The organism is Streptomyces sp. NPDC015130, from assembly GCF_043080005.1.
Taxonomy (GTDB): domain Bacteria; phylum Actinomycetota; class Actinomycetes; order Streptomycetales; family Streptomycetaceae; genus Streptomyces.
In genome coordinates this window covers 1,134-26,008 of record NZ_JBIBVC010000027.1, presented here as the reverse complement: position 1 = coordinate 26,008, position 24,875 = coordinate 1,134, and the positions used below count along the sequence as shown (strand labels likewise).

General features: G+C 73.9%; 21 protein-coding genes and 1 pseudogene. 15 read left to right on the top strand and 7 right to left on the bottom strand.

The genetic code is table 11. The annotated features are described in order from the left end of the window. Positions 1-161 precede the first annotated feature (161 nt). Positions 162-1,655, top strand: a complete 1,494-nt coding sequence (locus ACF08F_RS35870) for a hypothetical protein (protein ID WP_392302735.1) — start codon at positions 162-164, stop codon at positions 1,653-1,655. Positions 1,656-1,908: 253 nt separating this feature from the next. On the opposite strand, the gene ACF08F_RS35865 is transcribed toward ACF08F_RS35870, so the two are convergent. Beyond that, entirely contained in the window at positions 1,909-3,390 is a 1,482-nt protein-coding gene (locus tag ACF08F_RS35865) for a PP2C family protein-serine/threonine phosphatase (protein ID WP_392302734.1), read from the bottom strand. A 384-nt stretch (positions 3,391-3,774) separates the two neighbouring features. Here ACF08F_RS35865 and ACF08F_RS35860 point away from each other — a divergent pair, with 384 nt between their 5' ends. Further along, positions 3,775-4,875: a hypothetical protein gene (locus ACF08F_RS35860; protein ID WP_392302733.1), complete on the top strand. Its 1,101-nt coding sequence runs from the start codon at positions 3,775-3,777 to the stop codon at positions 4,873-4,875. A 55-nt stretch (positions 4,876-4,930) separates the two neighbouring features. Continuing rightward, positions 4,931-6,154 carry a pyridoxal-phosphate dependent enzyme gene (locus ACF08F_RS35855; RefSeq protein ID WP_392302732.1) on the top strand — a complete coding sequence of 408 codons (1,224 nt, stop codon included), beginning with the start codon at positions 4,931-4,933 and terminating at the stop codon, positions 6,152-6,154. A 130-nt stretch (positions 6,155-6,284) separates the two neighbouring features. Here ACF08F_RS35855 and ACF08F_RS35850 read toward each other — a convergent pair whose 3' ends face one another. Further along, the gene (locus ACF08F_RS35850) at positions 6,285-6,950 is read right to left on the bottom strand and encodes an NADPH-dependent F420 reductase (RefSeq protein WP_392302731.1); all 666 of its coding nucleotides are present in this window, start codon (positions 6,948-6,950) and stop codon (positions 6,285-6,287) included. A gap of 335 nt (positions 6,951-7,285) precedes the next feature. Here ACF08F_RS35850 and ACF08F_RS35845 point away from each other — a divergent pair. Beyond that, positions 7,286-7,504 (top strand): annotated as a pseudogene (locus ACF08F_RS35845) (MerR family transcriptional regulator); the annotation flags it as partial. Here ACF08F_RS35845 and ACF08F_RS35840 read toward each other — a convergent pair. Then, complete coding sequence (locus tag ACF08F_RS35840; RefSeq protein ID WP_392302730.1) at positions 7,446-7,895, bottom strand: hypothetical protein; 450 nt, start codon at positions 7,893-7,895, stop codon at positions 7,446-7,448. The pseudogene ACF08F_RS35845 and the gene ACF08F_RS35840 overlap by 59 nt on opposite strands. A gap of 95 nt (positions 7,896-7,990) precedes the next feature. Between ACF08F_RS35840 and ACF08F_RS35835 the strand changes: the two genes are divergently transcribed. Then, positions 7,991-8,512: a GNAT family N-acetyltransferase gene (locus ACF08F_RS35835; protein WP_392302729.1), complete on the top strand. Its 522-nt coding sequence runs from the start codon at positions 7,991-7,993 to the stop codon at positions 8,510-8,512. A gap of 1 nt (position 8,513) precedes the next feature. On the opposite strand, the gene ACF08F_RS35830 is transcribed toward ACF08F_RS35835, so the two are convergent. Beyond that, a complete protein-coding gene (locus ACF08F_RS35830; RefSeq protein ID WP_392302728.1) occupies positions 8,514-9,101 on the bottom strand; it encodes a YdeI family protein in 588 nt (195 codons plus the stop codon). A 149-nt stretch (positions 9,102-9,250) separates the two neighbouring features. On the opposite strand from ACF08F_RS35830, the gene ACF08F_RS35825 reads away from it, so the two are divergent. Then, complete coding sequence (locus ACF08F_RS35825) at positions 9,251-10,186, top strand: carbohydrate kinase (protein ID WP_392302727.1); 936 nt, start codon at positions 9,251-9,253, stop codon at positions 10,184-10,186. Here the strand turns inward: ACF08F_RS35825 and ACF08F_RS35820 are convergent. Next, a complete protein-coding gene (locus tag ACF08F_RS35820; RefSeq protein WP_392302726.1) occupies positions 10,164-11,453 on the bottom strand; it encodes an ATP-binding protein in 1,290 nt (429 codons plus the stop codon). The genes ACF08F_RS35825 and ACF08F_RS35820 overlap by 23 nt on opposite strands. Before the next feature lie 218 nt (positions 11,454-11,671). Continuing rightward, entirely contained in the window at positions 11,672-12,109 is a 438-nt protein-coding gene (locus ACF08F_RS35815) for an SPW repeat protein (RefSeq protein ID WP_392302725.1), read from the bottom strand. Positions 12,110-12,340: 231 nt separating this feature from the next. Here ACF08F_RS35815 and ACF08F_RS35810 point away from each other — a divergent pair, with 231 nt between their 5' ends. Then, positions 12,341-12,712, top strand: a complete 372-nt coding sequence (locus tag ACF08F_RS35810) for a cupin domain-containing protein (RefSeq protein WP_392302724.1) — start codon at positions 12,341-12,343, stop codon at positions 12,710-12,712. Positions 12,713-12,745: 33 nt separating this feature from the next. Here the strand turns inward: ACF08F_RS35810 and ACF08F_RS35805 are convergent, their stop codons facing one another. Next, positions 12,746-13,696, bottom strand: a complete 951-nt coding sequence (locus ACF08F_RS35805) for a TauD/TfdA dioxygenase family protein (RefSeq protein ID WP_392302723.1) — start codon at positions 13,694-13,696, stop codon at positions 12,746-12,748. A 552-nt stretch (positions 13,697-14,248) separates the two neighbouring features. Here ACF08F_RS35805 and ACF08F_RS35800 point away from each other — a divergent pair. The 8 genes from ACF08F_RS35800 (at position 14,249) to ACF08F_RS35765 (ending at position 24,733) form a co-directional block, all read left to right on the top strand. Then, positions 14,249-15,478: an ROK family protein gene (locus tag ACF08F_RS35800; RefSeq protein WP_392302722.1), complete on the top strand. Its 1,230-nt coding sequence runs from the start codon at positions 14,249-14,251 to the stop codon at positions 15,476-15,478. A 76-nt stretch (positions 15,479-15,554) separates the two neighbouring features. Next, entirely contained in the window at positions 15,555-15,626 is a 72-nt protein-coding gene (locus ACF08F_RS35795; protein WP_329625827.1) for a putative leader peptide, read from the top strand. Between the two features lie 326 nt (positions 15,627-15,952). Further along, positions 15,953-17,554 carry an ABC transporter substrate-binding protein gene (locus ACF08F_RS35790; RefSeq protein ID WP_392302721.1) on the top strand — a complete coding sequence of 534 codons (1,602 nt, stop codon included), beginning with the start codon at positions 15,953-15,955 and terminating at the stop codon, positions 17,552-17,554. 1 nt (position 17,555) lies between these two features. Beyond that, positions 17,556-18,500: an ABC transporter permease gene (locus tag ACF08F_RS35785; RefSeq protein WP_392302720.1), complete on the top strand. Its 945-nt coding sequence runs from the start codon at positions 17,556-17,558 to the stop codon at positions 18,498-18,500. A gap of 4 nt (positions 18,501-18,504) precedes the next feature. After that, positions 18,505-19,383, top strand: a complete 879-nt coding sequence (locus tag ACF08F_RS35780) for an ABC transporter permease (RefSeq protein WP_392302719.1) — start codon at positions 18,505-18,507, stop codon at positions 19,381-19,383. Next, positions 19,380-21,329 (top strand): ABC transporter ATP-binding protein, encoded by a 1,950-nt coding sequence (locus tag ACF08F_RS35775; protein ID WP_392302718.1) that lies wholly within the window; start codon positions 19,380-19,382, stop codon positions 21,327-21,329. The genes ACF08F_RS35780 and ACF08F_RS35775 overlap by 4 nt, the downstream gene beginning before the upstream one ends. Beyond that, positions 21,326-22,318: a formylglycine-generating enzyme family protein gene (locus ACF08F_RS35770; protein ID WP_392302717.1), complete on the top strand. Its 993-nt coding sequence runs from the start codon at positions 21,326-21,328 to the stop codon at positions 22,316-22,318. Before ACF08F_RS35775 ends, ACF08F_RS35770 begins: the two co-directional genes overlap by 4 nt. A gap of 99 nt (positions 22,319-22,417) precedes the next feature. Beyond that, positions 22,418-24,733, top strand: coding sequence for an arylsulfatase (locus ACF08F_RS35765; protein WP_392302716.1), 2,316 nt, complete (start codon positions 22,418-22,420; stop codon positions 24,731-24,733). The last annotated feature ends 142 nt before the right edge of the window (positions 24,734-24,875 follow it).

The following is a 24,875-nucleotide window of genomic DNA, read 5'->3' as shown; positions in this document are numbered from 1 at the left end:
GGAATGAGGGCCGGTCGGCGGGGCGGGGTGGCGCGTTCCTACCTGACACCCGGGCGCGGGTGGCGGAACATCGGGCGCACCCTGGCGAACCCTGGCGAATAGTCGCCAGCCCTATGACAGGGGGTTACTGTCAACTCAGCCGAGAACCTGGGGGCTTAGACGTGACCGGACAAACCAACACCCGCCTGGCAGACCTGTTCGGCCTGGCCGGCTGGTCCAAGGGCGAACTCGCGAGACTCGTCAACCGGCAGGCGGCGGCCATGGGCCACCCCCAGCTGGCGACCGACACCTCGCGGGTACGGCGGTGGATCGACCGGGGCGAGACCCCGCGCGATCCCGTCCCCCGGGTGCTGGCAGCACTGTTCACCGAGCGACTCGGCCGTGTCGTGACCATCGAGGACCTCGGGTTCGTACGACACGGGCGCGCCGGAAAGCGGCAGGACGTCAGGAAAGACGACAACCCTGACGGGCTGCCCTGGGCTCCCGATCGTACGGCTGCGGTCCTCACCGAATTCACGGGAATGGACCTCATGCTCAACCGTCGCGGCCTGGTGGGCGCGGGTGCCGCGCTCGCCGCCGGCTCCGCACTCAGCAGCAGCATGTACGACTGGCTGCAGACCGACCCCGCACGCAAGGCCACCGCCCAGCGCGCCACCGATCCCCTCCACGCCGACCCCGCCGGGTTCGACCGCTACGAGGCCGCCCCCATCGGGTCGGAGGAGATCGAGGCGCTGGAGCGGTCGGTGGAGGTGTTCCGCGCGTGGGACGCCTCCCGTGGCGGCGGCCTTCAGCGCAAGGCCGTCGTGGGCCAGCTCAACGAGGTGGGCGGGATGCTCGCCTACCGTCACGCCGACCACCTCCAGCGGCGCCTCTGGGGCGTCGCGGCCAACCTGGCCGTCCTCGCGGGCTGGATGTCCCACGACGTGGGTCTCGAACCCACCGCGCAGAAGTACTTCGTCATCGCCGCGCACGCGGCCCGCGAGGGCGGCGACCGTCCCCGGGCGGGCGAGGCCCTGTCCAGGGCCGCCCGTCAGATGGTGCACCTGGGCCGGCCGGACGACGCCCTCGACCTGATGAAGCTGGCCAAGGCCGGCGCGGGCGAGCAGATGCTGCCGCGGACGCAGGCCATGCTGCACACGATCGAGGCCTGGGCGCAGGCGTCGATGGGACGCGCACAGGCCATGAAGCGGACGCTGGGCGAGGCGGAGGAGCTCTTCGTCTCCGACCGCGCGGACGTGGAACCGCCGAGCTGGATGCAGAACTTCGACGAGGCCGACATGCACGGCATGCAGGCCCTCGCCTACCGGACCCTCGCCGACCACGACCCCGCCGCGGCGGTCCCGGCCCAGCGTCACGCCAGGCTCGCGCTGGAGCTGCGCAAGGACGGCCACAACCGCTCCAAGCTCTTCGACTTCATCTCGATGGCCTCGGCCTGCTTCATCGCGGACGACCCGGAACAGGCCGACCGGTACGCCCGGCTCGCCCTCGTCTCCATGGGGGAGACCTCCTCCCACCGGACGTGGCACCGGCTGCGGGAGATGTACCGGCTCACCGGGCAGTACGGGGGCTACTCGAAGATCGAGGACCTGCGCGAGGAGATCGAGCTGGCCCTGCCCAAGTCGCCGGTCAACCGGCCGAGAACGGGCCAGGCCTGAGCTCCTCGCGGGGGCTCGGAGTCGCTCGCGGGGCGAGGGTCCGGCCACCGGATCCCCCTGGACCACCGGGATCACGGCCACCGGATCACGGATCACCGACCACGATCACCGGAACACCGGTGGGACGTGCGACGTGCGGGCCTTCTCATGGGGATGGGCGCAGCAGGACAGGACGCGCCGACGACCCGAAACCCGTCCTGGGTTCCGGGGCGCCTTCGGCGGTCCGTACGGGGCCCGGGCCTCCCGGCCTCGGTCAGCCTCCGACCTGGACCACCATCACGCAGGCGTCGTCCTCGCGCGGCTCCTCGCCGAACTCCTCGACGACCGCGCGCACGCATTCCTGCGCGTCCCGCGCTTCGGTGAGCCGGGGGCCGAGGGCGAGCAGCCGCCGGGTGCCGGTGTCGTCCTGCGCGCCGCTGCCACGGGTCAGTCCGTCCGTGTGCAGGACCAGCAGGTCACCGGGGAACAGCTGGGTCTCGGCCTCGCCGTACCTGCCGCCGGTCGTGGCCCCGAGCAGGACGCCCTCGGGTCGCCGCAGGGCCTGGCCCGTCCCGTCGCGGAAGAGCAGCGGGGCGGGGTGGCCCGCCTGCGCCCAGGTCAGGATCTGGGCGACCGGGTCGTAGCGGCAGCACATCGCGCTGCCGAGCGCGGGCTGCACGGAGGTCTCCAGGAGCTGGTTGAGGTGCCCCATCAGGTCCCCGGGGCGGATTCCTGCCACGGCCATGCCGCGCAGCGCGCCGAGGAGCATGGCCATGGAGGAGGTCGCGGCGACCCCGTGGCCCGTCAGGTCGCCGACGGTCAGCAGCGCGTCGCCGCCGGGCAGGGCCAGGGCGTCGTACCAGTCGCCGCCGATGAGGCCGGTGCTGGCGGCCGGCAGGTAGTGGGCCGCCACGTCGAGCGGGGCGGGGCCGTCGTGGGCGAAGCGGAGCGAGCCGCGCCACGGGGGGAGCACCGCTTCCTGGAGCTCGACGGCGACGCGTCGCTCGGTGCGCTCGATCTGGCGGCTGCGCTCCAGGCTGTCCCGGCTCTCGCGGACGGCCCGCTGGCTGCGGCGCAGCTCGCTGACGTCTCGTAAAACGGCCCACATGGACGCGGTGCAGCCGTCGGAGTCGAGGACGGGCTCACCCGTCATGTGCACGGTCCGCACGCGGCCGTCGGTGCGGACGATCCGGAACTCGCCGTCGATCGGCTTCCCGTCGATGAGGCAGTCCGTCACCAGGCCCTGGAGGACGGACTGGTCCTCGGCGAAGACCATGGAGGGAAGTTCGTCCAGCGACATGGGGCCGCTCTCGGCGGGACGGCCGAAGATCTGGAACAGCTCCTCGGACCAACTCACCTCGTCCGTCAGGAGGTTCCATTCCGCGCTGCCGACGCGGGAGAGCAGCGAGCCGGTACGGGCCGGGGCGGCCTCGCCGTAGGCCGTGCCCGGGTCGGGCTCGGAGGCCAGGTCGGGGACGGGGTCCGGATCGGCCTCGGCGCCGGTCCCGGTCGCGACCCCCTCCGGCACGCCGACCCGGAGCTGACCCAAGTGTGCGCCCAGGTCGTCGAGTTGGTGCACGGCCAGGTCGCAGAGGGCGCGCTGCCAGCGCTGCTGGGGGTCGTCGTCGTTCGCCACGGCGTCCCGCCGGACGGCGTCCACCTCGCCGCGCAGGCGGCGGGTCTGTGAGATCAGCGCGTCCACCGCGCCCGGCTCCGGCGGCTGGGCGGGACGGTCCGCGAACAGATGGGACGGCATGTCGTACTCCGATACAGGCGCGGCGCGGCCAAGTGGGAAAGGGAGGCCCGCACATGACTGTTGCACAGCCCGGGACACCTCGTAAGGGATTTGGCAACACTCGATCCGGTGGTGCTTCTGACATATGTCAAAGGCCCGACGATTATCGGACAGGCCACGACGCGTTACGGTGCGGGGGTGGTGATCGACGACGGACACGGCACGGTGGGCGCCCCCTCGGCAGGTACGCGGGTGCGGGAAACGGGCACGCGTACGAGCGGAAGGGGCGGCGCCATGGCCCGCGCGTATCCGGGTGCGGACATACGTGCGGGTGAGGGTGCGGGTGCGGTCGGGGCCACGCCGGGCGCTCCCTCGACAGGCGCCCCGGCGCCGGTCGCAACCTCCGTGGGTACGGCCGTGCTGCTCGCCGCCGCGCCCGCCGGGCGGGGCCGCGTCATGGACGCCGCGTCCGTCCTGCCGGTCCTCGCCGCCGTACCGCCCGGCGTCCTCACCGGCACCGCGACCGCGACCGTCGTCGAGCTCGCCGACCCCCTGGATCCCCAGACCGTGCTCACCCGCCTGCGCGCGGTGGCGGCGAGCCCCGGCCCCCTCGCCGTCTTCCTCGCGGGCCAACTCCACCTCGACCGACGTCAGTTCCTGCCCCATCTCGCACTCGCCCGCACCACCACGGCCACCCTGCGCTACACGGCGCTGCCCTGGCACTGGCTCGCGGGCGAACTCGGCCGGCGCCCCGCCGGCAGCACGACCGTCGTGGCCGACCTCGCGGCGGACCCCGAGGTCTGGCAGCGCCTCACCGTCGCACCGGACCTGCTGCACCTGGGACCCGGCACCCACCTTTACGGGCGGGTGACCCCGGCCCCGCGGCGCGGTGAGCCCGCGACCCCCGACTACCTCCGTGCCTGGGCGGAACTCTGGCGGGCCGGCGCCCGGCCGCCGCTGCCCGCGATGCACGCCGAGGCCTGCGTACGGGCGTCGGCGGCCCGTGTCACCGCGCCGGAGCAGTTCCTCCTGGCCCCCGCGCCGGCCGTCGCCCCCGCGCCCGCCACCCCGGCGCCCGCGGCCCCCGCTCCCGGCGCCGTCCAGGACCCGCATCCCGCGATCCTCGCCGCCGCCATGGCAGGCCGGCACGGGGAGGCGGCCGCGGTGGCGGCGGCCTGGGAGAGCGAGGCCCTGCGCCGGCACGGGCCCCGGTCCGCCGAGGCCGTGCACTGGACGGAGGTGCGGGCCGACCTCGCCCGCCTCGCCGGCGAACCGGCCCGCAGCTGCGAACTCTGGCTGGCCGCCGCCGGGTCCCGGCTCGCCCTGCGGCAGCCGGCCGACGACCCCGACGTCGAGGCGGCCGTCGACCGGGCCCACCACCAGTGGGAACGGATCGACGACCGCGCCAGGGCCGGCGCCCTGGGCCCCGCACTCCTCGCGCTGCGCGAGCGGGTCCCCGGCCGCCGGCCCGGCGCCCTCGACGCACTGCGCCGCCGCATGGGCTGAACCGGGCCGCAGCCCCGCCCGGAGCCGACGACACCACGACCCGAAAGGCCGCCGCGTGACCCCGCCCGACACGGCACGGCGTTCGCTCGCCACCGCCCAGCGCTCGCTCGCCGACCCCTCCGTACGCCACCCGCTCTGGCCTCCGCTGACCGCGGGCTGCCCCGTCACCTCCACCGACGAGGTCGCGTACCCCCTCGACATCGACTACGCCTACGACGAGGTCCCCGACGACCTGTTCACACGCCCGGCCGCCCACGGCCTCGACCGGTGGGCCCCGCTGCTCCCGCCGCTGGCCGCGCCGGGGCTCGGCGAGGGCAACACCCCGATGATCGAGCTCCGCGACGGCGTCTGGGTCAAGGACGAGTCCCGCAACCCCACGTGGAGCCACAAGGACCGCCTCAACAGGGTTGCCGTCAGCGCCGCCGTCGCCTCGGGCGCGCGCGGCGTCGTCGTCTCCTCCTCCGGCAACCACGGCGCGGCGGCCGCCGCCTACGCGGCCCGCGCCGGACTGCCCTGCGCCGTCTTCACCTCCCCGTTCGCCCCGCCCGCCGTGGCCTCCCACCTCCGGGCCTACGGGGCGACCGTCCTCACCGTCCCGTACGAGTCGGTCCGGCCCCTCATGCGCCGGATCGTCGACGAGCTCGGCTTCCAGGCCGTCAGCAGCGTCACCGACAGCGCCCACACCGGGCACCCCTTCGGGCCCGAGGGGTACAAGACCCTCGCGTACGAGATCGCACTCGACCTCGGGAGGGCTCCGGCGGCGGTCCACCTCCCCACCGGGTACGGAGAGTTGCTGTTCGGTGTGGCCAAGGGCTTCCAGGAGCTCGCCCGGCTCGGCGTGACCCGCTCCGTCCCCCGGATGTACGCGGCCGAGCCCGCCGCGGCCGGTGCGCTCACCGAGGCCCTCCGGACGGGCCGGCCCACGGCCCGAGTCCCGGTCGGCCCCACCCTCGCGTACGCCATCGACTGCGAGATCAACAGCTATCGCGGAGTCGTCGCCGTCCGGACGACCGGGGGAGCGGCCCGTGTGGTGACGGACCAACAGATGGCCGAGGCGCGGGCGGAGTTGGCGGCACAGGGGGTGTGGTGCGAGACCTCGTCGGCGGCCGGTCTCGCCGGTCTGCGGGCCCACGGGCCGCGCGAGACCGGCGGCCCGGTGGTGTGCGTGGTCACCTCCAGCGGCTACAAGGACGTGGCCACGGCGGGGGAGACCCACGAGCCGACGGCCCCGGACTGGCCGGCGATCAGGTCCGCCCTGACGGCCGCCGGAACGGACTGACCCGTCGGCGGGCTCGTGACGGGCGCCGACCTGGGCTGCGCGCGGGGCCGCCGCCGGGGCGGCCTACGCCGGTCGGTCGTCCGGCGGCCGGGCGGTCTACGCGGCGTCCGTCGTCCGCCGGCCGGGCGGCCTACGCGGCGTCCGTCGTCCGGCGGCCGGGCGGCACGAAGCGGATGTTGAACGCGAAGGTGCCCGTCGCCAGGGCGATCCCGACGAAGAGCAGGGCGAAGTGCTCCTGGCCCCGCGCGGTGACGATGCCACCCAGGTCGAGCAGCGCCTCGGCGGGCCAGCCCAGATCGCCCAGGAGGCCGCCCACGATCCGCTTCGCCTCCGCGTCCTCCCCGGAGAGGAAGACCGTGCTCGGCCCCTCCAGGGACTCTGGCGCGACCATCACCGTGCGGTCGATCGTGCAGAGGGACTTCACCACGCGCGTGTCCGGGAACGCCCGCTGGATCTCCTCACCCAGGCTGACGACCTGGTGCGAGAGCGACGCGTCCGGCAGGAAACCCACCGCGACGTCGAGGAGGACCTTCCCTTCGAGCGCGGGCGCCCCGATCGAGCTCAGCAGCGCCACCGAGGCGGTGCCCGGGGTCGCGTTCACCAGCACCTCCGCGTGCGCGGCGGTCCCCGCGGGGTCGTCGACCCGTAACCCTGCCCGGAGGAGTTCCTTCAGCCCCGTCAGGAGCTCTTCGTCCCCGGGCCGCCGTGACCCGAGGACGACGTCGTGTCCCGCCCGCAGCCACGCCGCGGCGAGTGTCTTTCCCACATTGCCTGTGCCGAGAATTCCGATGCGCATGGCGGTCATCCTGACGCCGACGGACCGCTCGCCGCCTCGGCCGCGCGACCGTGACCGCGTCGTCCGCTCGTCCTAGGTCCTGTCGTCAAACTCCCGCCTGCCCCGCGACGCCATGCACGCACTCTCGCCGCACCGGGCGCGGGCCCGCGTACCCGCGTACTGGATGTACGCGGGCCCGCGTACATCCGGTACGCGGGCCCGCGCCCGGCACGCCGAGAGCACGCACCTGACCCCGCAGGGCCCGCCCTTCGGGCGGACGACGGGAGTTTGACGACAGGACCCAGGCCGAAGCCGCGGGCGCGCCGGACGGCCCCCGGCGCGGTCGTCTCAGCGTCACGATCAGGACCGTGCGGCACCACCACCGGCTCGGGCCGGTCGCCGAGCCGGAGCGCGACGGTTCCGGCTACCGGCGCTACGGCTCGGCGGACCTGCTCCGGCCGGTCAAGGTCCGGACCCTGGCCGAGGCCGGCGCCACGGGCGGCCCGGCCGGGAGGGTCAGGCGAGCTCGGGGGAGGCGAGGTCGAGGCGCAGCTCGTTGCGCCAGTCGTTGGTGACGACAGCCGTCGTCCCCTCGTAGCGCACCCCCACGAACGGGTTCGAGCGGTAGAGGAAGGCCACCCAGCGCAGCGAGCCATCGGCGTCGAGGCGGGCGAGGTGCCCTGTGTTGCCCATACCGGCGCCGCCTCCGCACAGCGACCCCGATCCGTCCGGCAGCGGGCACGCGAAGTAGCGGTCCACCTCGGCCGTGCCGTCCTCCTCGACGGCCAGGGACACGTCGAGCGGGCTGCCCAGTCGGAAGGGGATCGGCCGGCGCGCGTCCGGGTGGTAAGCCCCGGGGCCCTCCACGATCAGCTCCAGGGCGGTGTCGTCCGGACGGTACAGCCCGTCGCGGTACGGCACCTCCCCGGCCGCCCACAGCCGCAGCACAGTTCCCGACCCCTCCATGCCCGCCCCTTCCGCCTCCGTGGCCCCGGTCCGTGGACCGGAACGTACCTGACCTTCGCTCCCGTTTCCGCGCCCGGCCTGAGAGGATCGGAACCATGCCCGCTCCTCCGACCCCGACCCCGCCCCCGGTCGTCGACCCCGCCGCGCCCCTCGCCACCGACCGGCTGCTGCTCCGGCCCGTGCGCCGAGGAGACCTCGCGGCCGTGACCCGGCTGTGGACCGATCCCGAGGTACGGCACCACCTCGGCGGCCCGGTCACGGAGCCCGTCATCCGCATCCGGCAGAGCCGGATCGTCGGGGCGCCCGGTTGCCACGCCGTGGTCCGGGCCGAGGACGGGGTCGTGCTGGGCCTCGTCACCGTGGAGCCCGGCGCGCGGAACGGGGAGACGGAGGTGTCGTACCAGTTCCTGCCCGAGCACTGGGGGAACGGCTACGCCCGGGAGGCGGTCGGTGCGGTCGTCGGACGCGTGCTGGAGGACGCGCCGAGCGTGGTCGCGCTCACCCAGGAGGCGAACCACCGCTCGCGCCGCCTCCTGGAGGCCCTCGGCCTGGAGCACGTGGAGTCCTTCGTGGAGTGGGACGCCCACCAGGTCCTGTACCGGCTGCGCCGGGGCTGACTCAGCGGGCGCTCCCGCCCGCCGCGAGCGCCGCCACCGCCCGCGCCAGACGGGCCGCCCTCGTCTTCGCCGTCCGCGCCTGCCACAGGCTGAGGATCACCATGTACCGGTCCGTCTTCCCGAGGGCCTCGAAGGCCGCCGCGGCCCGCGGCTCCGCCGCGAGCGCCTCCGCCAGGTCGTCCGGGACGGTCGCGTCCTTCTGGGAGGGGTACGCGCCCTCCCACCGCCCGTCCGCCTGCGCCGCCCGCACCTCCGCGAGGCCCGGCTCGCGCATCCGGCCCGCGGCGGTGAGCACCTCGACCTGGCGCACGTTGACCTGCGACCAGAGGCTGCGAGGCCGGCGCGGGGTGATCTTCTGCAGGTACGTGCGCTCGTCGCGCGTCATGCGCTTGCCCGTGATCCAGCCGTAGACGAGCGTGCCGTCGAGGATCTCGTCCGCCGTCGGCGAGGAGAGGTCCGTGCCCTTCTTGGCGAGCAGCATCCAGATGCCCGGGGTGTCCCCGTGGTGCTCCTCCAGCCAGGCCTCCAGCTCCGTCCCGTCGTGGAACGCGATGACCGCGAGCCCCTCGACCGTGCCCACCGTGTCCATCCGAGAACCCTTCCCCCGTACCGCCGTCACCGCCGGTGAGTACCCCGACGACGTTTCGTGAACAGCATAGGGAGAGGGGCGGGCCGCGCGGGGCGACGTACCATCTCCGGACCGTCCACCAGGACGCCTACGCCGAGGAGCAACGACCCATGTCCATCCTGGTGATCGGCGAGTGCGTCGCCGACATCGTCCGCGCCCCCGCCGGGTCCGGCGCCGCCGACCGCGTCCACCCGGGCGGCAGCCCCGCCAACGTCGCCTACGGCCTCGCCCGCCTCGGCCGGGACGTCACCCTGCTCACCCAGCTCGCCGACGACTCCTCGGGGCGGCTCATCGCGGACCACCTCAAGGGCGCGGGCGTACGGGTGGAGGTGGGCGGCGCGCCCGAGCGCACCCCGTCGGCGGTCGTCGGCCTGGACGCCCTGGGCCGGGCCACGTACACCTTCGACATCGCCTGGACGCTGACGGCGGACCCGGTCCGCCCCGCGCCGGCCCACGTCCACATCGGCTCGATCGCGGCCGTCACCGCGCCCGGGGCCGCGGCCGTCCTCGCCGTGACCGGGGTGCTCCGGGACCGCGCCACCGTCAGCTACGACCCGAACGTGCGGCCCGCGCTGATGGGCGGGCACGGTGAGGCCGTCGCGCGCGTCGAACGCTGTGTCGCGCTCAGCGACCTGGTGAAGGCCAGCGACGAGGACCTCGCCTGGCTGTACCCGGGGGAGAGCCCGCGGACGGTCGCGGCCCGCTGGCTCGCCCTCGGCCCCGCCGTCGTCCTGGTCACCCGGGGCGCCGAGGGCTCGCTCGGCGTCACCCGGCGGGAGACGGTCGCCGTGGACGCACCCCCGGTGGCCGTCGTGGACACGGTCGGCGCGGGCGACTCCTTCATGTCCGCCGTCCTCGACTCCCTGGCCGGACGGGAGCGGGCGGCCCTCGGCGCGCTCGGCGCCGAGGACCTCACGGGGCTGCTGCGCACGGCGGCCGCCGCGGCGGCCGTCACCGTCTCCAGGGCCGGTGCCAACCCTCCCGACCGGGCCGAACTGGAAGCGGCACGGGAGGAGTTCGGCCTCAGGTCCGGGCGTGCGTCGTGATGTCCGAGGCGAACTGCTCGACCATCTCCGGGGTGACCGTCGGCCGGCACTGCCCGATGGCCGCCAGATAGTCCGCCGTGCTCGCGCCGGGAGCCGGGTCGTCCCCGCCCCGGCCGCCGACCGCCACCAGGTCCCGCTCGAAGGAGGCCTGGGCGGCGATCCGGGCCGCGTGCTCGATGTCGGCCGGGGTGAACAGGTCGCTCGCCAGGACGAGTTCGTCGATGTCGACGTCCGTCCTGCCGTCCGTGTAGCGGGCCCAGATCGCCGCGCGCGCCGCCTTGTCCGGCGTACCGATCGGGATGAGGTAGTCGAAGCGGCCGGGCCGCAGGAACGCCGGGTCGAGCGAGCGGATCGAGTTGGTGGCGCAGATCAGCAGCCGCTCGTCCCGCTCACGGAATCCCGGTATCAGCTTGAGGAGTTCGTTGGTCACGCCGTGCATGCCGCCGGGCTGCGCGGGCTCCGAGCGGACCGGCGCGATCTCCTCGACCTCGTCGATGAACACCAGGACCCGTTCCAGCTCGGCGATCCGCGCGAACGCGGACCGCAGGGCCGCGGCGAGGTTCCCCTCGTCGGCGAGGCGGGACGGCAGGATCTCCACGAACGGCCAGCCGAGGCGGGAGGCGATGCCCCGTGCGAACGTCGTCTTGCCCGTGCCGGGCGGTCCGAAGAGGCAGACCGCGCGCGGCGGCCGCACTCCGTGCCGGGTCGCCCGCTCCGGCTCGGCGAGCGGCAGGACGACCCGTCGCTCGATGAGGTCCTTCTCGCGCTCCATCCCGGCGACCTTCGCCCACAGGTCGCCGGGGAGCAGCCGGCCGCCGAGGTCGTCGAGGAGCCCGGCGGCGGGCCCGTGCAGGGGCTCCACCTTCTCGAAGTACGCCACGGCGGGCCGGCGGGTGTACCCGGCGTTCAGCAGCCCCTCGCCGAGGAGCTCCTCCTCCGGGAGCACGTACGCGATCCGTCCGACCCGGGCCGCCACGAGCCGTCGCTCCAGCTCCACGAGCAGGGCGCTGGCAAGGCCCCGGCCGCGCCAGGCGGAGGAGATCGCGACCCGCATCACCCAGGCCCGCTCCCCGGAGACACAGGCGAGCGCGGCGCCGATGGGGACGCCCTGGTGGACGGCGACCACGGCCGGCTGCCGCGAGGTGAGGGCTCCGATGCACTCGGCGAGCGAGAACACGGACTCCTGCCCGAGCTCGGCGGTGGTGTCGATCAGATGGACGACGGCGGCGAGATCGCTCTCGCGATAGTCGTGGATGTGCCAGTTCACCGGTGGTACCGCCCCTCGTTGTGCCGATGCGGCGAGGCTAGGCGCGGCCGTGGCAACCGGTCGTGCGCCACCGTGCACAAGGCGGCGCGGACAAACGCTCCGTACCGGCTCTATGGCCTGTCTTTCTGATCGTGCCGGGCTCGCGGGGCCTGGCACGCACGCTGAACGGCGGCGCCTCCGTGGGGGAGGTGCCGCCGTTGCGGGGAGGGATCAGAACGTCACGTCCTTCTCTTGCTCATGAGCAGTCCGCCGGCCGTGAGGGCGAACAGGCAGACGCACGCGCCGGTGATCACGTTGCTGAGGATGGTGCCGGTGTCGGGGCTCTGTCCGACCACCCAGGGCGCGATGATCAGCCAGGCGCCCATCAGCAGGACGACGAAGTTGAGGTCCTGCGACCGCTCGGGAACCATCGACATGCACAGGCCGAGCACCGCGAGGGCGATACCGACGACCAGATTCGAGAGGGCGAGTGCGGGCTGGGCGGCGGAGAAGTGAACCGTGTACGCGGAGATCGCGGCCCAGATGCCGGCGAGGATCACGAGCTCCTCGACCGCCGCGACACCTCGGGTCTGGAGTACGCGGGCGTAACGGTCCCGCATTTCCGACGCGTCGGGGTGTCCCGCGATGTCACCGGGACGGTGAGAGACGTCGGCCATACGACTCGCCTCCTTCTGGCGTCATGCACGTCTGACCGCTTCTGTGGCAATCATGCCGCGGCTCCATTGTGCTCTTATATGTCCTTTATGTGTAGATCTGCCCCTTAAGGGATGCGTACAGAATTCGCACCGCCGAACTGCCCGGAACCACCAAAGGGGGGTGGGCCCGGGCAGCCCGGCGTAGCCTGGAAGTGGACTCGGGGCACGGCTTCTCAACGCCGGGAGAGCGCGATGGCCGGCATCGTTCAGAAGAGCTTCGATTCAGCGGACGAGACCCGTCCCTTCACGGAGGGCAAGGGCAGGCTGGACCTGGTCAACGGTGAGGGCGGAGCGGTCGGCCGGGCCGTCTTCGAGCCGGGGTGGCAGTGGTCCAAGCATGTGAAGCCGATCGTCGGCACCGACAGCTGCATGGCGTCGCACGTCGGATACATCGTCAGCGGCCGGATGAAGGTCGTCATGGACGACGGCGAGACGGTGGAGTTCGGAGCCGGAGACTTCATGGAGGTCAAGCCCGGACACGACGCCTGGGTGCTCGGCGACGAGCCCTGCGTCGCGCTCGACTGGGTCGGCTTCGTCGACTACGCCCAGGCCTCCGGCTCCTGACGGGATCCCCCGTCCCGCCCGCTCCGGCCCGCTTCAGACGCCGGCGGGCTCCGCCGTCGACGCGCCGGAGGCGACGCCGAAGGACGGGTCCGGCACGGACTCGGGGGCGAGGAGGACCGACGCGGCGCCGTCCACGCCGACCGGCACGTCGCCGTCGATCGTCACGCGGCGCAGCTTGCGCTCGTGCTCGTCGGAGTCGTCCACGCCGTAGTGCTGCGTGGCGCGGTTGTCCCAGATCGCCACGTCGCCGACCTGCCACTGCCAGCGCACCGTGTTCTCCGGACGCTCGATGTGCGCCTGGAAGAGCGCGAGCAGGGCGCGCGAGTCGGCGCCGGTGAGGCCGCTGATGCGCTGCACGAAGTTGCCGAGGAGGAGCGTGCGCTCGCCCGTCTCCGGGTGGACCCGCACGACCGGGTGCTCCGTGAGGTACTTCGTCGAGGCGAAGACCTCACGGAAGCGCTGGAGCTGCTCGGGCAGGACGCCCGGACGCAGCGCCGCGTAGTCGTAGTCGTTGGAGTGCACCGCGCGCAGGCTGTCGGCGAGGGCGCGCAGCGGCTCGGGGAGTTTGGCGTACGCGGTCGCGGTGTTGGCCCAGAGGGTGTTCCCGCCGTAGGGCGGGATGGTCACCGCGCGCAGGATGGAGAAGGCGGGGTACGCCGGCACGAAGGTGACGTCGGTGTGCCACTGGTTGGCGCGGGCGCCGTGGTCCGAGTCGATCGGGAAGGAGTAACGGCCGTCGGCGGAGGGGACGGTGGGGTGGGCGACGGGCGTGCCGAGCAGCTTGCCGAAGGCCTCGTGGGCCTGCTCGTCGAGGTGGTCCTGGCCGCGGAAGAAGACGACCTTGTGGGCCAGGAGCGCGGCGCGGATCTCGGCGACGGTCTCCGCGGAGAGGTCGCCGCCGAGGCGGACGCCGGAGAGGACGGCGCCGAGACGGCCGCCGACCTTCTCGACGGTGACGGTGGTGGTGGCGGTGGCGGTCGACATGGTGGTGGGTCCTTTCGAGGTGGTGCGAACGGGCCGGAATTAATTTTGGAGCGGAAGTAATGACGTGACGGTGAGGAACCGTCGACCGCGGGAAAGCGGGCTCGGCGGTGTGCCGGGGAGCGGTGTGCGGTGTCCCGGGTGCGAAGGTGCGGGGCGCACGGAGGTTCCCGGCGTACGGGAGGGTGCACGGGGTCGGCGAGGTGTGCGCCGGGTACGGGTGAGGGCGGCGAGCCCGTCACGCGAAGGGTCGCGAGGATCAGGCGCCGGAGCCGGCGGGACACGAGAAGGTCGCGAACATGTCCCGGAGCCTCGCAGCGGCCGGCGCGGGACGTCAAGCGGCCTTCCGGGCCCCGAACCGCGCCCCGTGATGGTTGAATCGGCGCCTGCCCGCCGCCGGCCCCGTCGCTCCTCGTACCGCGCAGCACTCACGCTGACCAGCGGAGACGTGCCGAATTCCGGCCGGTGCGGCCCGGGCGGGCGGAGCCGCGAGGGGCCCGCCGCCGGTGGCCCCGCGAATTCACGCCGCCGCAACAGTCACGCAGAGAGGCACCCATGACGACCACCTCCCACGGTTCCCGGATGGCGGGCGACGGCCGCCGCGAGGCCAACGCCGCCACCGTGCTGCGGACCGTCCTCGACCACGGTCCGGTCGCCCGTGGCGCCGTCGCCCGGCTGTCCGGCCTCAGCCCCGCCGCCGTCTCGCGCCAGGCCACCGACCTCACCCGGCTCGGCCTCCTGCGCGAACTCCCGGAACTGGCCGGGGGCGGGGGCGTGGGACGCCCGCAGATCCCCGTCGACCTGCACATCGGCGCCACCGGCGGACCCGTCGTCGGCGGCGTCCACCTCGGCGTCCCCAGCTCGACCCTCGGCCTGGTCGACCTGCGCGGCCGGGTCCTGGCCCGCCGCACCCACCCGCACGACGGCATCGCGCCGGACGCCCTGCCCGCGTCCGTCGCCCGCGCGCTCCGCGGCTTCCTCGACGAGCACACCCGGGGGCGCCCGTTGCTCGGGGTCGGCGCCGCCGTCGGCGGCTGGGTGGACCCCGCCGAGGGGGTCGTCGTCCGCCACGACGCCTTCGGCTGGCGCCGCCGCCCGCTCGCCGCGGAGCTCGCGCGCGGCCTCGGCGGGCACACCGTGCGTCTCGACAACCACGCCCGTTCCATCGCCCAGTCGGAGATCCTCTTCGGCCGGCCCGCGGCCCGCCGCAGCCTCGTCCACCTCTTCGTCGGCAACGTCGTCGACGCGGCCGTCGGACTTGCCGGACTCGTGCACCAGGGACCGGGCTCGGCGGCCGGCGACGTGGCGCACCTGCCCGTACCGGACTCCACGGTCCCCTGCCCGTGCGGGCGTTCGGGCTGCCTGGAGGCGACCGCCTCGAACACCGCGCTCGGCCTCACCGCCGTGCGGCGCGGGATCGTCCCCGAGCCCGACACGTTCCTCGTCGTGGACGCGGCTGCGGCGGGGGACCGGCGCGCCGACCGGCTGCTGCGCGAGCGGGCGCGCGCGGTGGGCCGGGCCGTCGCGCTGCTCCTCGACGTCCTGAACCCCGATCTGGTCGTCGTCACCGAGCAGGCCAGCGTCCTCGAACCGGACTACCTGGACGAGATCCGCGGGGCCGCGATCGACCTCTCGCACGTCTGCGACGACCCCGAACGCATCGTCAGTCCACATGCCGGACCGGCCACACTTCCGGTCGCGGCGGGCACAGTTCTGCTGAATTCCCTGTTCAAGACGCCTCTTCGGACAGTCGACGAGCTCCTCGCCGAGGGGGTCGGCCACTGACATCGTCTCGAAATGCGGACATGGCCGGTTGACCGGCTCGCTGAGCCGCTGTCATATTGCTCCCGTGAATCCGGACATGCGCCTCATCTCCCGCAGGCACGTCGACCTCTGTCGACAGGCCAGTGCGGTCTGTGCCGTCCGCGTCTGAACCTCGCGTTCGAAGCCCTCGCGTTCAGAGCCTCCGCGCCTGGAGCCCTCGTTCCTGAGCGGATCGCCCCGTCGGCGTCGTCCGCCGAGTCCGTCCCGGCGCCGCTGAACCTCTCCCGGCCGCACTGACCTCCGCCGCCCCCGGCCACCGGCCGACGGCTCCGCCGTACCGCGTCGCCGCCACCGCGCGCCGCCGCACCTCCGTATCGCCGTACCCCTTCCCGTACCGCGTTCCGTATACCCCGCACGCCCGGTGCGCCCATTTCTCCCGCAGCGGAAGAAATGGCTGCCCGGCGCGCCTCCGACTCCTTTCACAGGCAGGCAACGATGACCGAGACCCGTCCCACCGCGCCCACCGACCCCACCCGGCGCACCGCCCTGCGCGCCGCGGGCGGCGGCGCCCTGCTCCTCGGACTCGGTCTCACGGGCTGCCGCTCCGCGGTCTCCGAGACCGGCGCCCCCGCGGGCGAGGCGGGCAAGGCGAGCGCGGAGCCCCGGCGCGGCGGCACCCTCAGCATCGCCGTCAACGCGGACTTCACGCCCAGCCTGCTCTTCGCCCAGAGCGCCCAGTCGCTCCAGCAGCGGCTGATCTACAACACCCTCACCCGCTACGACGACCGGCTGGAGCCGCAGCCCGAACTCGCCACCTCCTGGGAGTACGCGAAGGACGGCCGGTCCGTCACCCTCGCCCTGCGCACCGGGGTCACCTTCCACGACGGCCGGCCCTTCACCGCCGACGACGTGATATTCGCCGTGAAGAACCTTCAGAACCCGCTCCGCGCAGCGCAGTTGAGGGCCACGGCCGCCGCCGTCACCGGCTTCGAGAAGCGGGGCGACCACGAGCTGGTCCTGAAGCTCGCCCACCCGGTGAACAACCTCTTCGACCTCTTCGAGTTCATGATCATCAGCGATCGGAACAGCGTCGAGGACGCCGTCACCGGCAAGAAGCTCAACGGCACGGGACCCTTCCGGCTGACCCGGTGGAGCCCCGGCTCCGGGCTGACCCTCAGCCGCAACGAGACGTACTGGCAGCCCGGCCGCCCCTACCTCGACGGCGTCGAGATCCGTGTCGTGCCCCAGGCCGACGCCCTCCTCTCCTCCCTGAGGACCGGACAGACCCAGCTCTCCTTCAGCGTCCCCGGCAAGAACCTCGCCGTGGTCGCCGCCGCCCCCGACCTCGCCATCAGCCAGTACTCCACGGGCGGCGGAGCCGTGTACCTCGGAGTCAACACCACCGTCGCCCCGCTGGACGACAAGGCCGTCCGGCAGGCCCTCGCCTGGGCCGTCGACCGCGAGCGGATCCTCAAGCAGGTCCTCGGCGGCTACGGACTCGCCTCCGCCACCCCCTGGCCCACGTCCTCGCCCGCCTTCACCGAGGCCGGCCGCACCCACTACACCCACAACCCCGGCAAGGCCCGCGAGCTCCTCAAGTCGGCCGGGCACACCCGCCTCGACCTGCCCCTCCTGCACATCAACCTGCCCGGCGACACCGCGGTCGCCGAGGCGATCCAGTACGACCTGCGGCAGATCGGCGTCCACGTCACGCTCCAGCCGACGGACTCCGCCGCCGCCCAGAAGAAGCTCATCTCCCAGAGCATGCCGGGCCTCTGGACGATGAGCCACGGCTTCGCCCAGGTCCAGCCCTCCACCCTCGCCGTCAGCGCCTACCCCTTCAACGAGGCGAAGAACACGTCCAGGTTCCGCTCCGCCGCCTACTCGAAGGTCGTCCGCGAGGCCTGGACCGGCCCGGCCGCCGGCGCCCGCGCCAACGCCCTCCGGGAGAAGATCACCGACACCCTCCTCGACGAGGCCTTCATCATCGACCTCGCCATCCGCGGCTCCGTCCAGGTCTCCGCCAAGAAGCTCCACGGCGTCACGCTCAACAAGTTCTCCTACCTCAACCTCGACAACGCCTACCTGGTCGGCTGAGATGAGCGGGTATCTCCTGCGGAGGCTCCCCTCCGCCCTCCTCGTCCTCCTCCTCGCCTCCCTCCTCGTCTTCGCCGTCCTCCGGCTGGTCCCCGGCGACCCCGCCGCCGTCCTCGCCGGCCCCGACGCGAGCGCCGAGGCCGAGGCCGCCATCCGGGCGAGCCTCGGCCTCGACGACCCCCTGCCCGCCCAGTACGCGCGGTGGATCGGCGGCCTCCTCACCGGCGACCTCGGACCCTCCTACGCGATCGGCGGCCGGACCGCCGACCTGATCGCCGACGGCATCGGCGCCACCGTCGAACTCACCCTCGGCGCCCTCCTGTTCGTCGTCGTCCTCGGCACCGCCTTCGGCATCGTCGGCGCGACCTCCCGCAACCGCTGGCTCCGAGGCACCGTCCGGGTCCTCACCACCGGAGCACTCGCCGTACCGCCCTTCGTCACCGGCGTCCTCCTCGTCCTCCTCTTCGCCGTCCTCCTCGGCGTCCTGCCCCCGGGCGGCCGCGTCCCGCTCCTCACCGCACCCGACCTCGGCGTCCAGTACCTGCTCCTGCCCGCCCTCTGCCTCGCGCTGCCCAGCGCCGCCGTCCTCGGCCGCTACCTGGAGGACAGCATCGGCCGCGCCCTCGCCGAGGACTACGTCCGCACCGCCACCGCGGCCGGCATCGCCCCCCGGCGCCTGCTCTGGCGCCACGCCCTGCCGAACGCCCTCCCGCCCGTCGTCACCCTCCTCGGCATGCAGACGGGACACCTCCTCGGCGGCGCCGTGCTCGTCGAGGCGATCTTCGCCTGGCCGGGCCTCGGCCAGCTCGCCGAACAGGCCCTGGTCCGCCGCGACTACCCCGTCGTGCAGGACCTCCTGCTCCTCCTCGTCACCGTCTTCGTCCTCGTCCAGCTCGTGACCGACCTCGTCCACGCCTGGCTCGACCCCCGGATCAGGTGGGAGTGACCCGATGACCACCCTCGCAGCGGCCCCCGAGGCCCCTCTCGACAGCCGGACCGGAAAGCCCCGCCGGCCCCGCCACCCCTACCGGGCCGCCCTCTCCACCGTCCGCGGCCGCACCGGCCTCGCCCTCGTCGGCCTGGTCGTCCTCGCCGGGCTCCTCGCCCCGGTGCTGTCCGGACACGGCCCCACCGACCAGAGCGCCCTCGCGCTCGCCGGCCCCGGCACCCCCGGGCATCCGCTCGGCACCGACGACCTCGGCCGCGACCTCCTCGCCCGCCTCCTGTACGGCATCCGCGCGGACCTCGGCATCATCGCCGTCGCCGTCCCGCTCGGCGCCGTACTCGGCTGCCTCCTCGCCCTGGCGGCGGCCGCCCACCCTGTCGCGGACACCGTCGTCCAGCGCGCTTTCGACCTCGTCCTCGCCTTCCCCGGACTGATCCTCGCGCTCGCCGTCACCGCGATCCTCGGCCCCGGGCGGGTGCCCGTGATCCTCGTCATCGCCCTCGCGGAGATCCCCGTCTTCGGTCGGCTCCTGCGCACGGGCATCCTCGTCCAGCGCGGCCGGGAGTACGTGACGGCCGCCCGCGTCGGCGGCACCTCCGGCGGCCGGATCCTCACCCGGCACATCCTGCCCAACGCCGCCGACCCGCTCGTCGTCCAGCTCGCCGTCTCCCTCACGGTCGCCGTCTTCATCGAGGGCGCCATGAGCTTCCTGGGCGTCGGGGTACGACCCCCCGAACCCACGCTCGGAGCCGTGCTCAGCCAGTCCATGCCCTACCTCGCCCAGGCCCCGCACTTCGCCGCGGGGCCGCTCGTGACCGTGACCGCGCTCGTCCTCGGCCTCTCCCTGACCGCCGAGGCACTGAACCGGGAGATACGCCGATGACCAGCCCGCCGCTCCTGGAAGTCCAGGGCCTGGACGTGGAGTTCACCACCCCCGACGGCGGGGTTCTGCACGCCGTACGGGACGTGTCCTTCACGCTCCGCCGGGGCGAGACGCTCGCCGTCGTCGGCGAGTCGGGCTCCGGCAAGTCCACCACCGCACTCGCCCTCCTCCGGATGCTCCCCGGCACCGGCCGGATCGCCGACGGAACCGTCCGCCTCGACGGACAGGACCTCGTCACCGCCGACGAGTCCGCCCTGCGGGCCGTGCGCGGAGCCCGGGTCGGCATGGTCTTCCAGGACCCGATGACGGCCCTCAACCCCGTCCTCACCGTCGGCCGCCAGCTCGACGAGGTGCTGCGGGCACACGGCGGGCCCGACAGGAGGGCCCGCCGCGCCCGAGCCGTCGAACTCCTCGGCCTCGTCGGCATCCCGGACCCCGAGCGCCGCCTCGACGACCACCCGCACCAGTTCTCCGGCGGCCAGCGCCAGCGCGTCCTCATCGCCATGGCCCTCGCCGGCGAACCCGACATCCTCCTCGCCGACGAACCCACCACCGCCCTCGACGCCACGGTCCAGGACCAGATCCTCACCCTCCTCGGCGACCTCACCCGCACCACCGGCACCGCGCTCGTGCTCATCACCCACAACATGGGCGTCGTCGCCCGATCCTGCGACCGCGTCCTCGTCATGTACGGCGGCACGGTCGTCGAGGACGGCCCCACCGCCGAGGTCCTCTCCCGCCCCCGCCACCCCTACACCGCCGGGCTGCTCACTGCCGTTCCCCGGCTCTCCGCCCCCTCCGGCACCCGGCTCACCGGCATCCCCGGCACCCCGCCCGACCTGTCCCTGCCCCTCGTCGGCTGCGCCTTCGCGGCCCGCTGCACCCTCGCCGAGGACCGCTGCCACACGACCCCGCCACGGCTGACCGCCGTCGCGGGAACGGACGGCGACACCGGACCGGGCGGCGGAATCGGACCGGGCGGCGGAGTCGGACCGGGCAGCCGAACCGGACCGGGCGGCGACACCGTCCCCGGAACGGCCACGGACACCGTCCGCGCCGCCTGCCTCCTGGCGGCCGAGCGCACCGAACCACTGCCCCCGCCCCCGCCGCCCGCCCGGATCGACCGGCCCGCCCCCGGAGCCGTCGTCCTGAGCGCCGAAGGGCTCCGCAAGACCTACAAGAGCCGCGGCCGCCGCTCCTTCACCGCCCTCGACGGCGTCTCCCTCACCCTCGCCGCCGGCGAGACCCTCGGCATCGTCGGCGAGTCCGGCTCCGGAAAGTCCACCCTCGCGCGGGTCCTCGCCCACGCCCACCCCGCCGACGGCGGCCGGATCCTCCTCGACGGCCGGGACGTCACCCGCCCGGACCGGGCCGCACTGCGCTCCGTACGCCGCCGCGTCCAGATGGTCTTCCAGGACCCGTACGCCTCGCTCAACCCCCGCATGACCGTGGGCGAGATCGTCGCCGAACCCCTGCGCGCCTTCGGGACCGTCCCGCCGGAGAAGCGCGCCGCGCGCGTCGCGGAGCTCCTGCGGCTCGTCGGCCTCGACCCGGCCGCCGCCGACCGGCACCCACGCTCCTTCTCCGGCGGCCAGCGGCAGCGCGTCGGCATCGCCCGCGCCCTCGCCCCCGAACCCGCCGTCCTCATCTGCGACGAGCCCGTCTCGGCGCTCGACGTCTCCGTCCAGGCCCAGATCGTCGGCCTCCTCACCGACCTCCAGCGCGACCTGGGCCTCGCCCTCGTCTTCATCGCCCACGACCTGGCCGTCGTCCGCCAGGTCAGCCACCGCATCGCGGTGATGCACGAGGGCAGGATCGTGGAGACCGGCTCGGCCGACGAGCTGTGCGAGCGGCCCCGCGATCCGTACACCCGCGCACTGCTCGCCGCCGCACCCGAACCCGTACCCGTACGGCTGCGGATCCCCGCCGGGGCGGTGTCCGCGTGAGCCCCTGCTGCACCCCGGGACGCGGCTGCACGGGAGGGGCCGGCACCACCACGGCCGTCGAGCTCCTCCCGCCGCCGACCGTGCGGACCGCCCCGCCGCCCCGCACCACGGCGGAGCTCCCCGGCGGCACCTTCCGCATGGGCGACGCCTTCGGCGAGGGCTACCCGGCCGACCACGAAGGGCCCGTGCGGGAGGTCACCGTCGCCCCCTTCGCCATCGACACGACCGCCGTCACCAACGCCCGGTACGCCGAGTTCGTCCGCGCCACCGGGTACCGCACCGACGCCGAACGGCACGGCTCCTCCTTCGTCTTCCACCTCCTGCTCCACCCCGCCGCCGCGCGGCACGTCCTCGGCCGGGTCCCGCAGGCCCCCTGGTGGCTGGGCGTCACCGGGGCCGCCTGGCACGCCCCCGAGGGACCGGGCTCCGACGTCGACGACCGCGCCGACCACCCCGTCGTCCACGTCTCGTACGACGACGCCCTCGCCTACTGCGCCTGGGCGGGCGTCCGCCTGCCCACCGAGGCCGAATGGGAGTACGCGGCCCGCGGCGGCCTCGACGGCGCCCGCTACCCGTGGGGCGACGACTTCACCCCCGGCGGCGAGGAGCGATGCAACACCTGGACCGGCGATTTCCCGTACCGCTCCGACCGGCCCGGCGGACGCGTCGGGACCGTGCCGGTCACGGCGTACGCCCCCAACGGCCACGGCCTGTACAACACCTCCGGCAACGTCTGGGAGTGGTGCCAGGACGCCTTCGGCCCGGGCGAGCGCGTCATCCGCGGCGGCTCCTACCTCTGCCACGCCTCCTCCTGCAACCGCTACCGGGTCGCCGCCCGCTCCCACAACACCCCCGACTCCTCGACCGGCCACGGCGGATTCCGCACAGCCCGATCGCTTGGGGCGCGTCCGGCGGACCAGGGCCGGGGCCACGACGCCTGGCCCGGCACCTCGCCGCGTTGCCGAACCGCCCCCACAGCTCCGCTATGAGGACGCTCTCGGCGCCTTGCGATGCACCGCACCAGACGCCGCGACCTGTCCGACCCTGATCCGCCGGACACGCCCTCCCCCGGAAGGACCCGCCACCCCATGAGCACCGCACCCCGCCGCGACCCCTACGAAGGCTTCACCGGCCGCGTCGGCCGCACCTTCGCCGACTCCGAACCCGCCTGGCCCCGCCGCGCGACCCCGCCCGCCAAGGCCCCCAACATCGTCGTCGTCCTCGTCGACGACATGGGCTTCAGCGACATCGGACCGTTCGGTTCGGAGATCCCCACCCCCGTCCTCGACGGACTCGCCGACGACGGCGTGCGGCTCACCAACTACCACACCATGCCGCTCTGCTCCCCGGCCCGCGCCGCCCTGCTCACCGGCCTCAACCCGCACCGCGTCGGCTACGCCATGGTCGCCAACGCGGACCCCGGATTCCCCGGCTACGGCATGGAGGTCGCCGACGACATCCCCACCCTCGCCGAACTCCTCCACGACGCCGGCTACGCCACCTACGCCGTCGGCAAGTGGCACCTCGTCCGCGACTCCGCCTCCAACGCCGCAGACGACCGCGCCAACTGGCCGCTCCAGAAGGGCTTCGACCAGTACTACGGCGTCCTGGAAGGCCTCACCAGCCTCTTCCACCCGCATCAACTGGTCCGGGACAACAGCCCCCTGGACATCGACGAGTTCCCCGACGACTACTACTACACCGACGACATCACCGACCAGGCCGTCTCCATGGTGAAGTCGCTGCGCGCCCACGACCCCGACAAGCCCTTCTTCCTCTACCTCGCCCACAACGCCGTCCACGGCCCCCTCCAGGCCAAGGCCGAGGACATCGCCCGCCACCGGGGCCGCTACGACGAGGGCTGGGACGTCCTGCGCGAGCGCCGCTTCGCCGCCCAGATCGCCGCAGGACTCTTCCCTCCCGGCACCGAACTCCCCGCCCGCAACAGCGAGGCAGGACTCGACGTCCCCGCCTGGGACTCCCTGACGAAAAATCAGCAGCAGCTCTACGCACGCTACATGGAGGTCTACGCGGCCCTCGTCGACAACATCGACCAGAACCTCGGCCGGCTCACCGACACCCTCGCCGCCCTCGGCGAGCTCGACAACACCGTCATCGTCTTCACCTCCGACAACGGCGGCACCGGCGAGGGCGGCCCCGAGGGCACCCGCTCCTACTTCAGCCGCTTCGTCCACCACCCCCGCCTCCCCGGCGACTGGGACCCCGACGTCGACCGCGACCCCGAACTCATCGGCGGCCCGCGCAGCCTCGTCCACTACCCGCGCGGCTGGGGCATGGCCTCCAACACGCCCTTCCGCCTCTACAAGGGCCACACCTACGCGGGCGGCGTCCGCGTCCCCTTCGTCCTCTCCTGGCCCGAGGGCGCCCGCGACGGCAGGCTCACCGCCGGACTGCGCCCCCAGTACCAGTACGTCACCGACATCGCCCCCACCCTCCTCGAACTCGCCGGCCTCGCCCGGCCCGAGAGCCGCCGCGGCGTCCCCCTCCAGGAACCCGACGGCATCAGCTTCACCCCCGTCCTCACCGACCCCGCCCACGCGTCGACCCACCCCGAGCAGTACTGCGAGATGACCGGCAACCGCAGCCACTACCGCGAGGGCCACAAGCTCGTCACCCTCCACCGGCCCGGCACCCCCTACGACGACACCGAGTGGGCCCTCTACGACATCCGGACCGACCCCACCGAGATCCACGACCTCGCGGCGGAACGACCCGAAATCGTCAAGGAGTTGTCGGCCGCCTGGGAGGACGCGGCCTGGCGCAACGGGGTCTTCCCGCTGCCCGACCACAGCGGCGCCCTCGCCCGCCGCAACCCCGCCGAGCAGCGCCTCGCCCGTCCCCTCACCCTCCTCCCCGGCACCCCGGAACTGGAGCGCTACCGCTCCTCGCGACTCGTCTCGCTGCGCTCCTTCGCGGTGGAGGTCCTCGTCGACGAGACCGGCGAAGGCGTCCTCGTCTCCCACGGCGACCAGGGCGGCGGCTACAGCCTCTACACCGAGAACGGCCGGCTGACCTTCGCGTACAACGAGTACGGCCGCCTCCACGAGACGGACGCGGGCCCCCTGACCGCCGGCCCGCACGAGATCCTCCTCACGGCCACCGCCGAGGAGGGGCTCCGCTGGCGGTTCGCCGTCACCGTGGACGGCGAGGACCGCGCCACTCCCGACAGTGTGCACCAGCTCATCGGCATGGCGCCGTTCCAGGGCATCAGCGTGGGCGTCGACCGCAAGTCGCCCGTCTCGTGGCCCCTCTTCGAACGCCACCGCTCCTTCCGCTTCACCGGCCGCCTCCGCTCCGTCACCTACCGGCCCGGAGCGCCCGGCCCGGACGCGCCCGAGACCGTCGCCGCGGCGCTCAAGGAGGCGGCGGCCGCCTTCGAGTGACACACGGCGGTCGGGGGGGGGGGGGGGGCCCCCCCCCACCCCCCCCCCCCCCCCCCCCCCCCCCCCCCCACCACCCCCCCCCCCCCCCACACCAACCAACCCCACCCCCCCCCCCCCCCCCCCCCCCCCCCCCCCCCCCCCG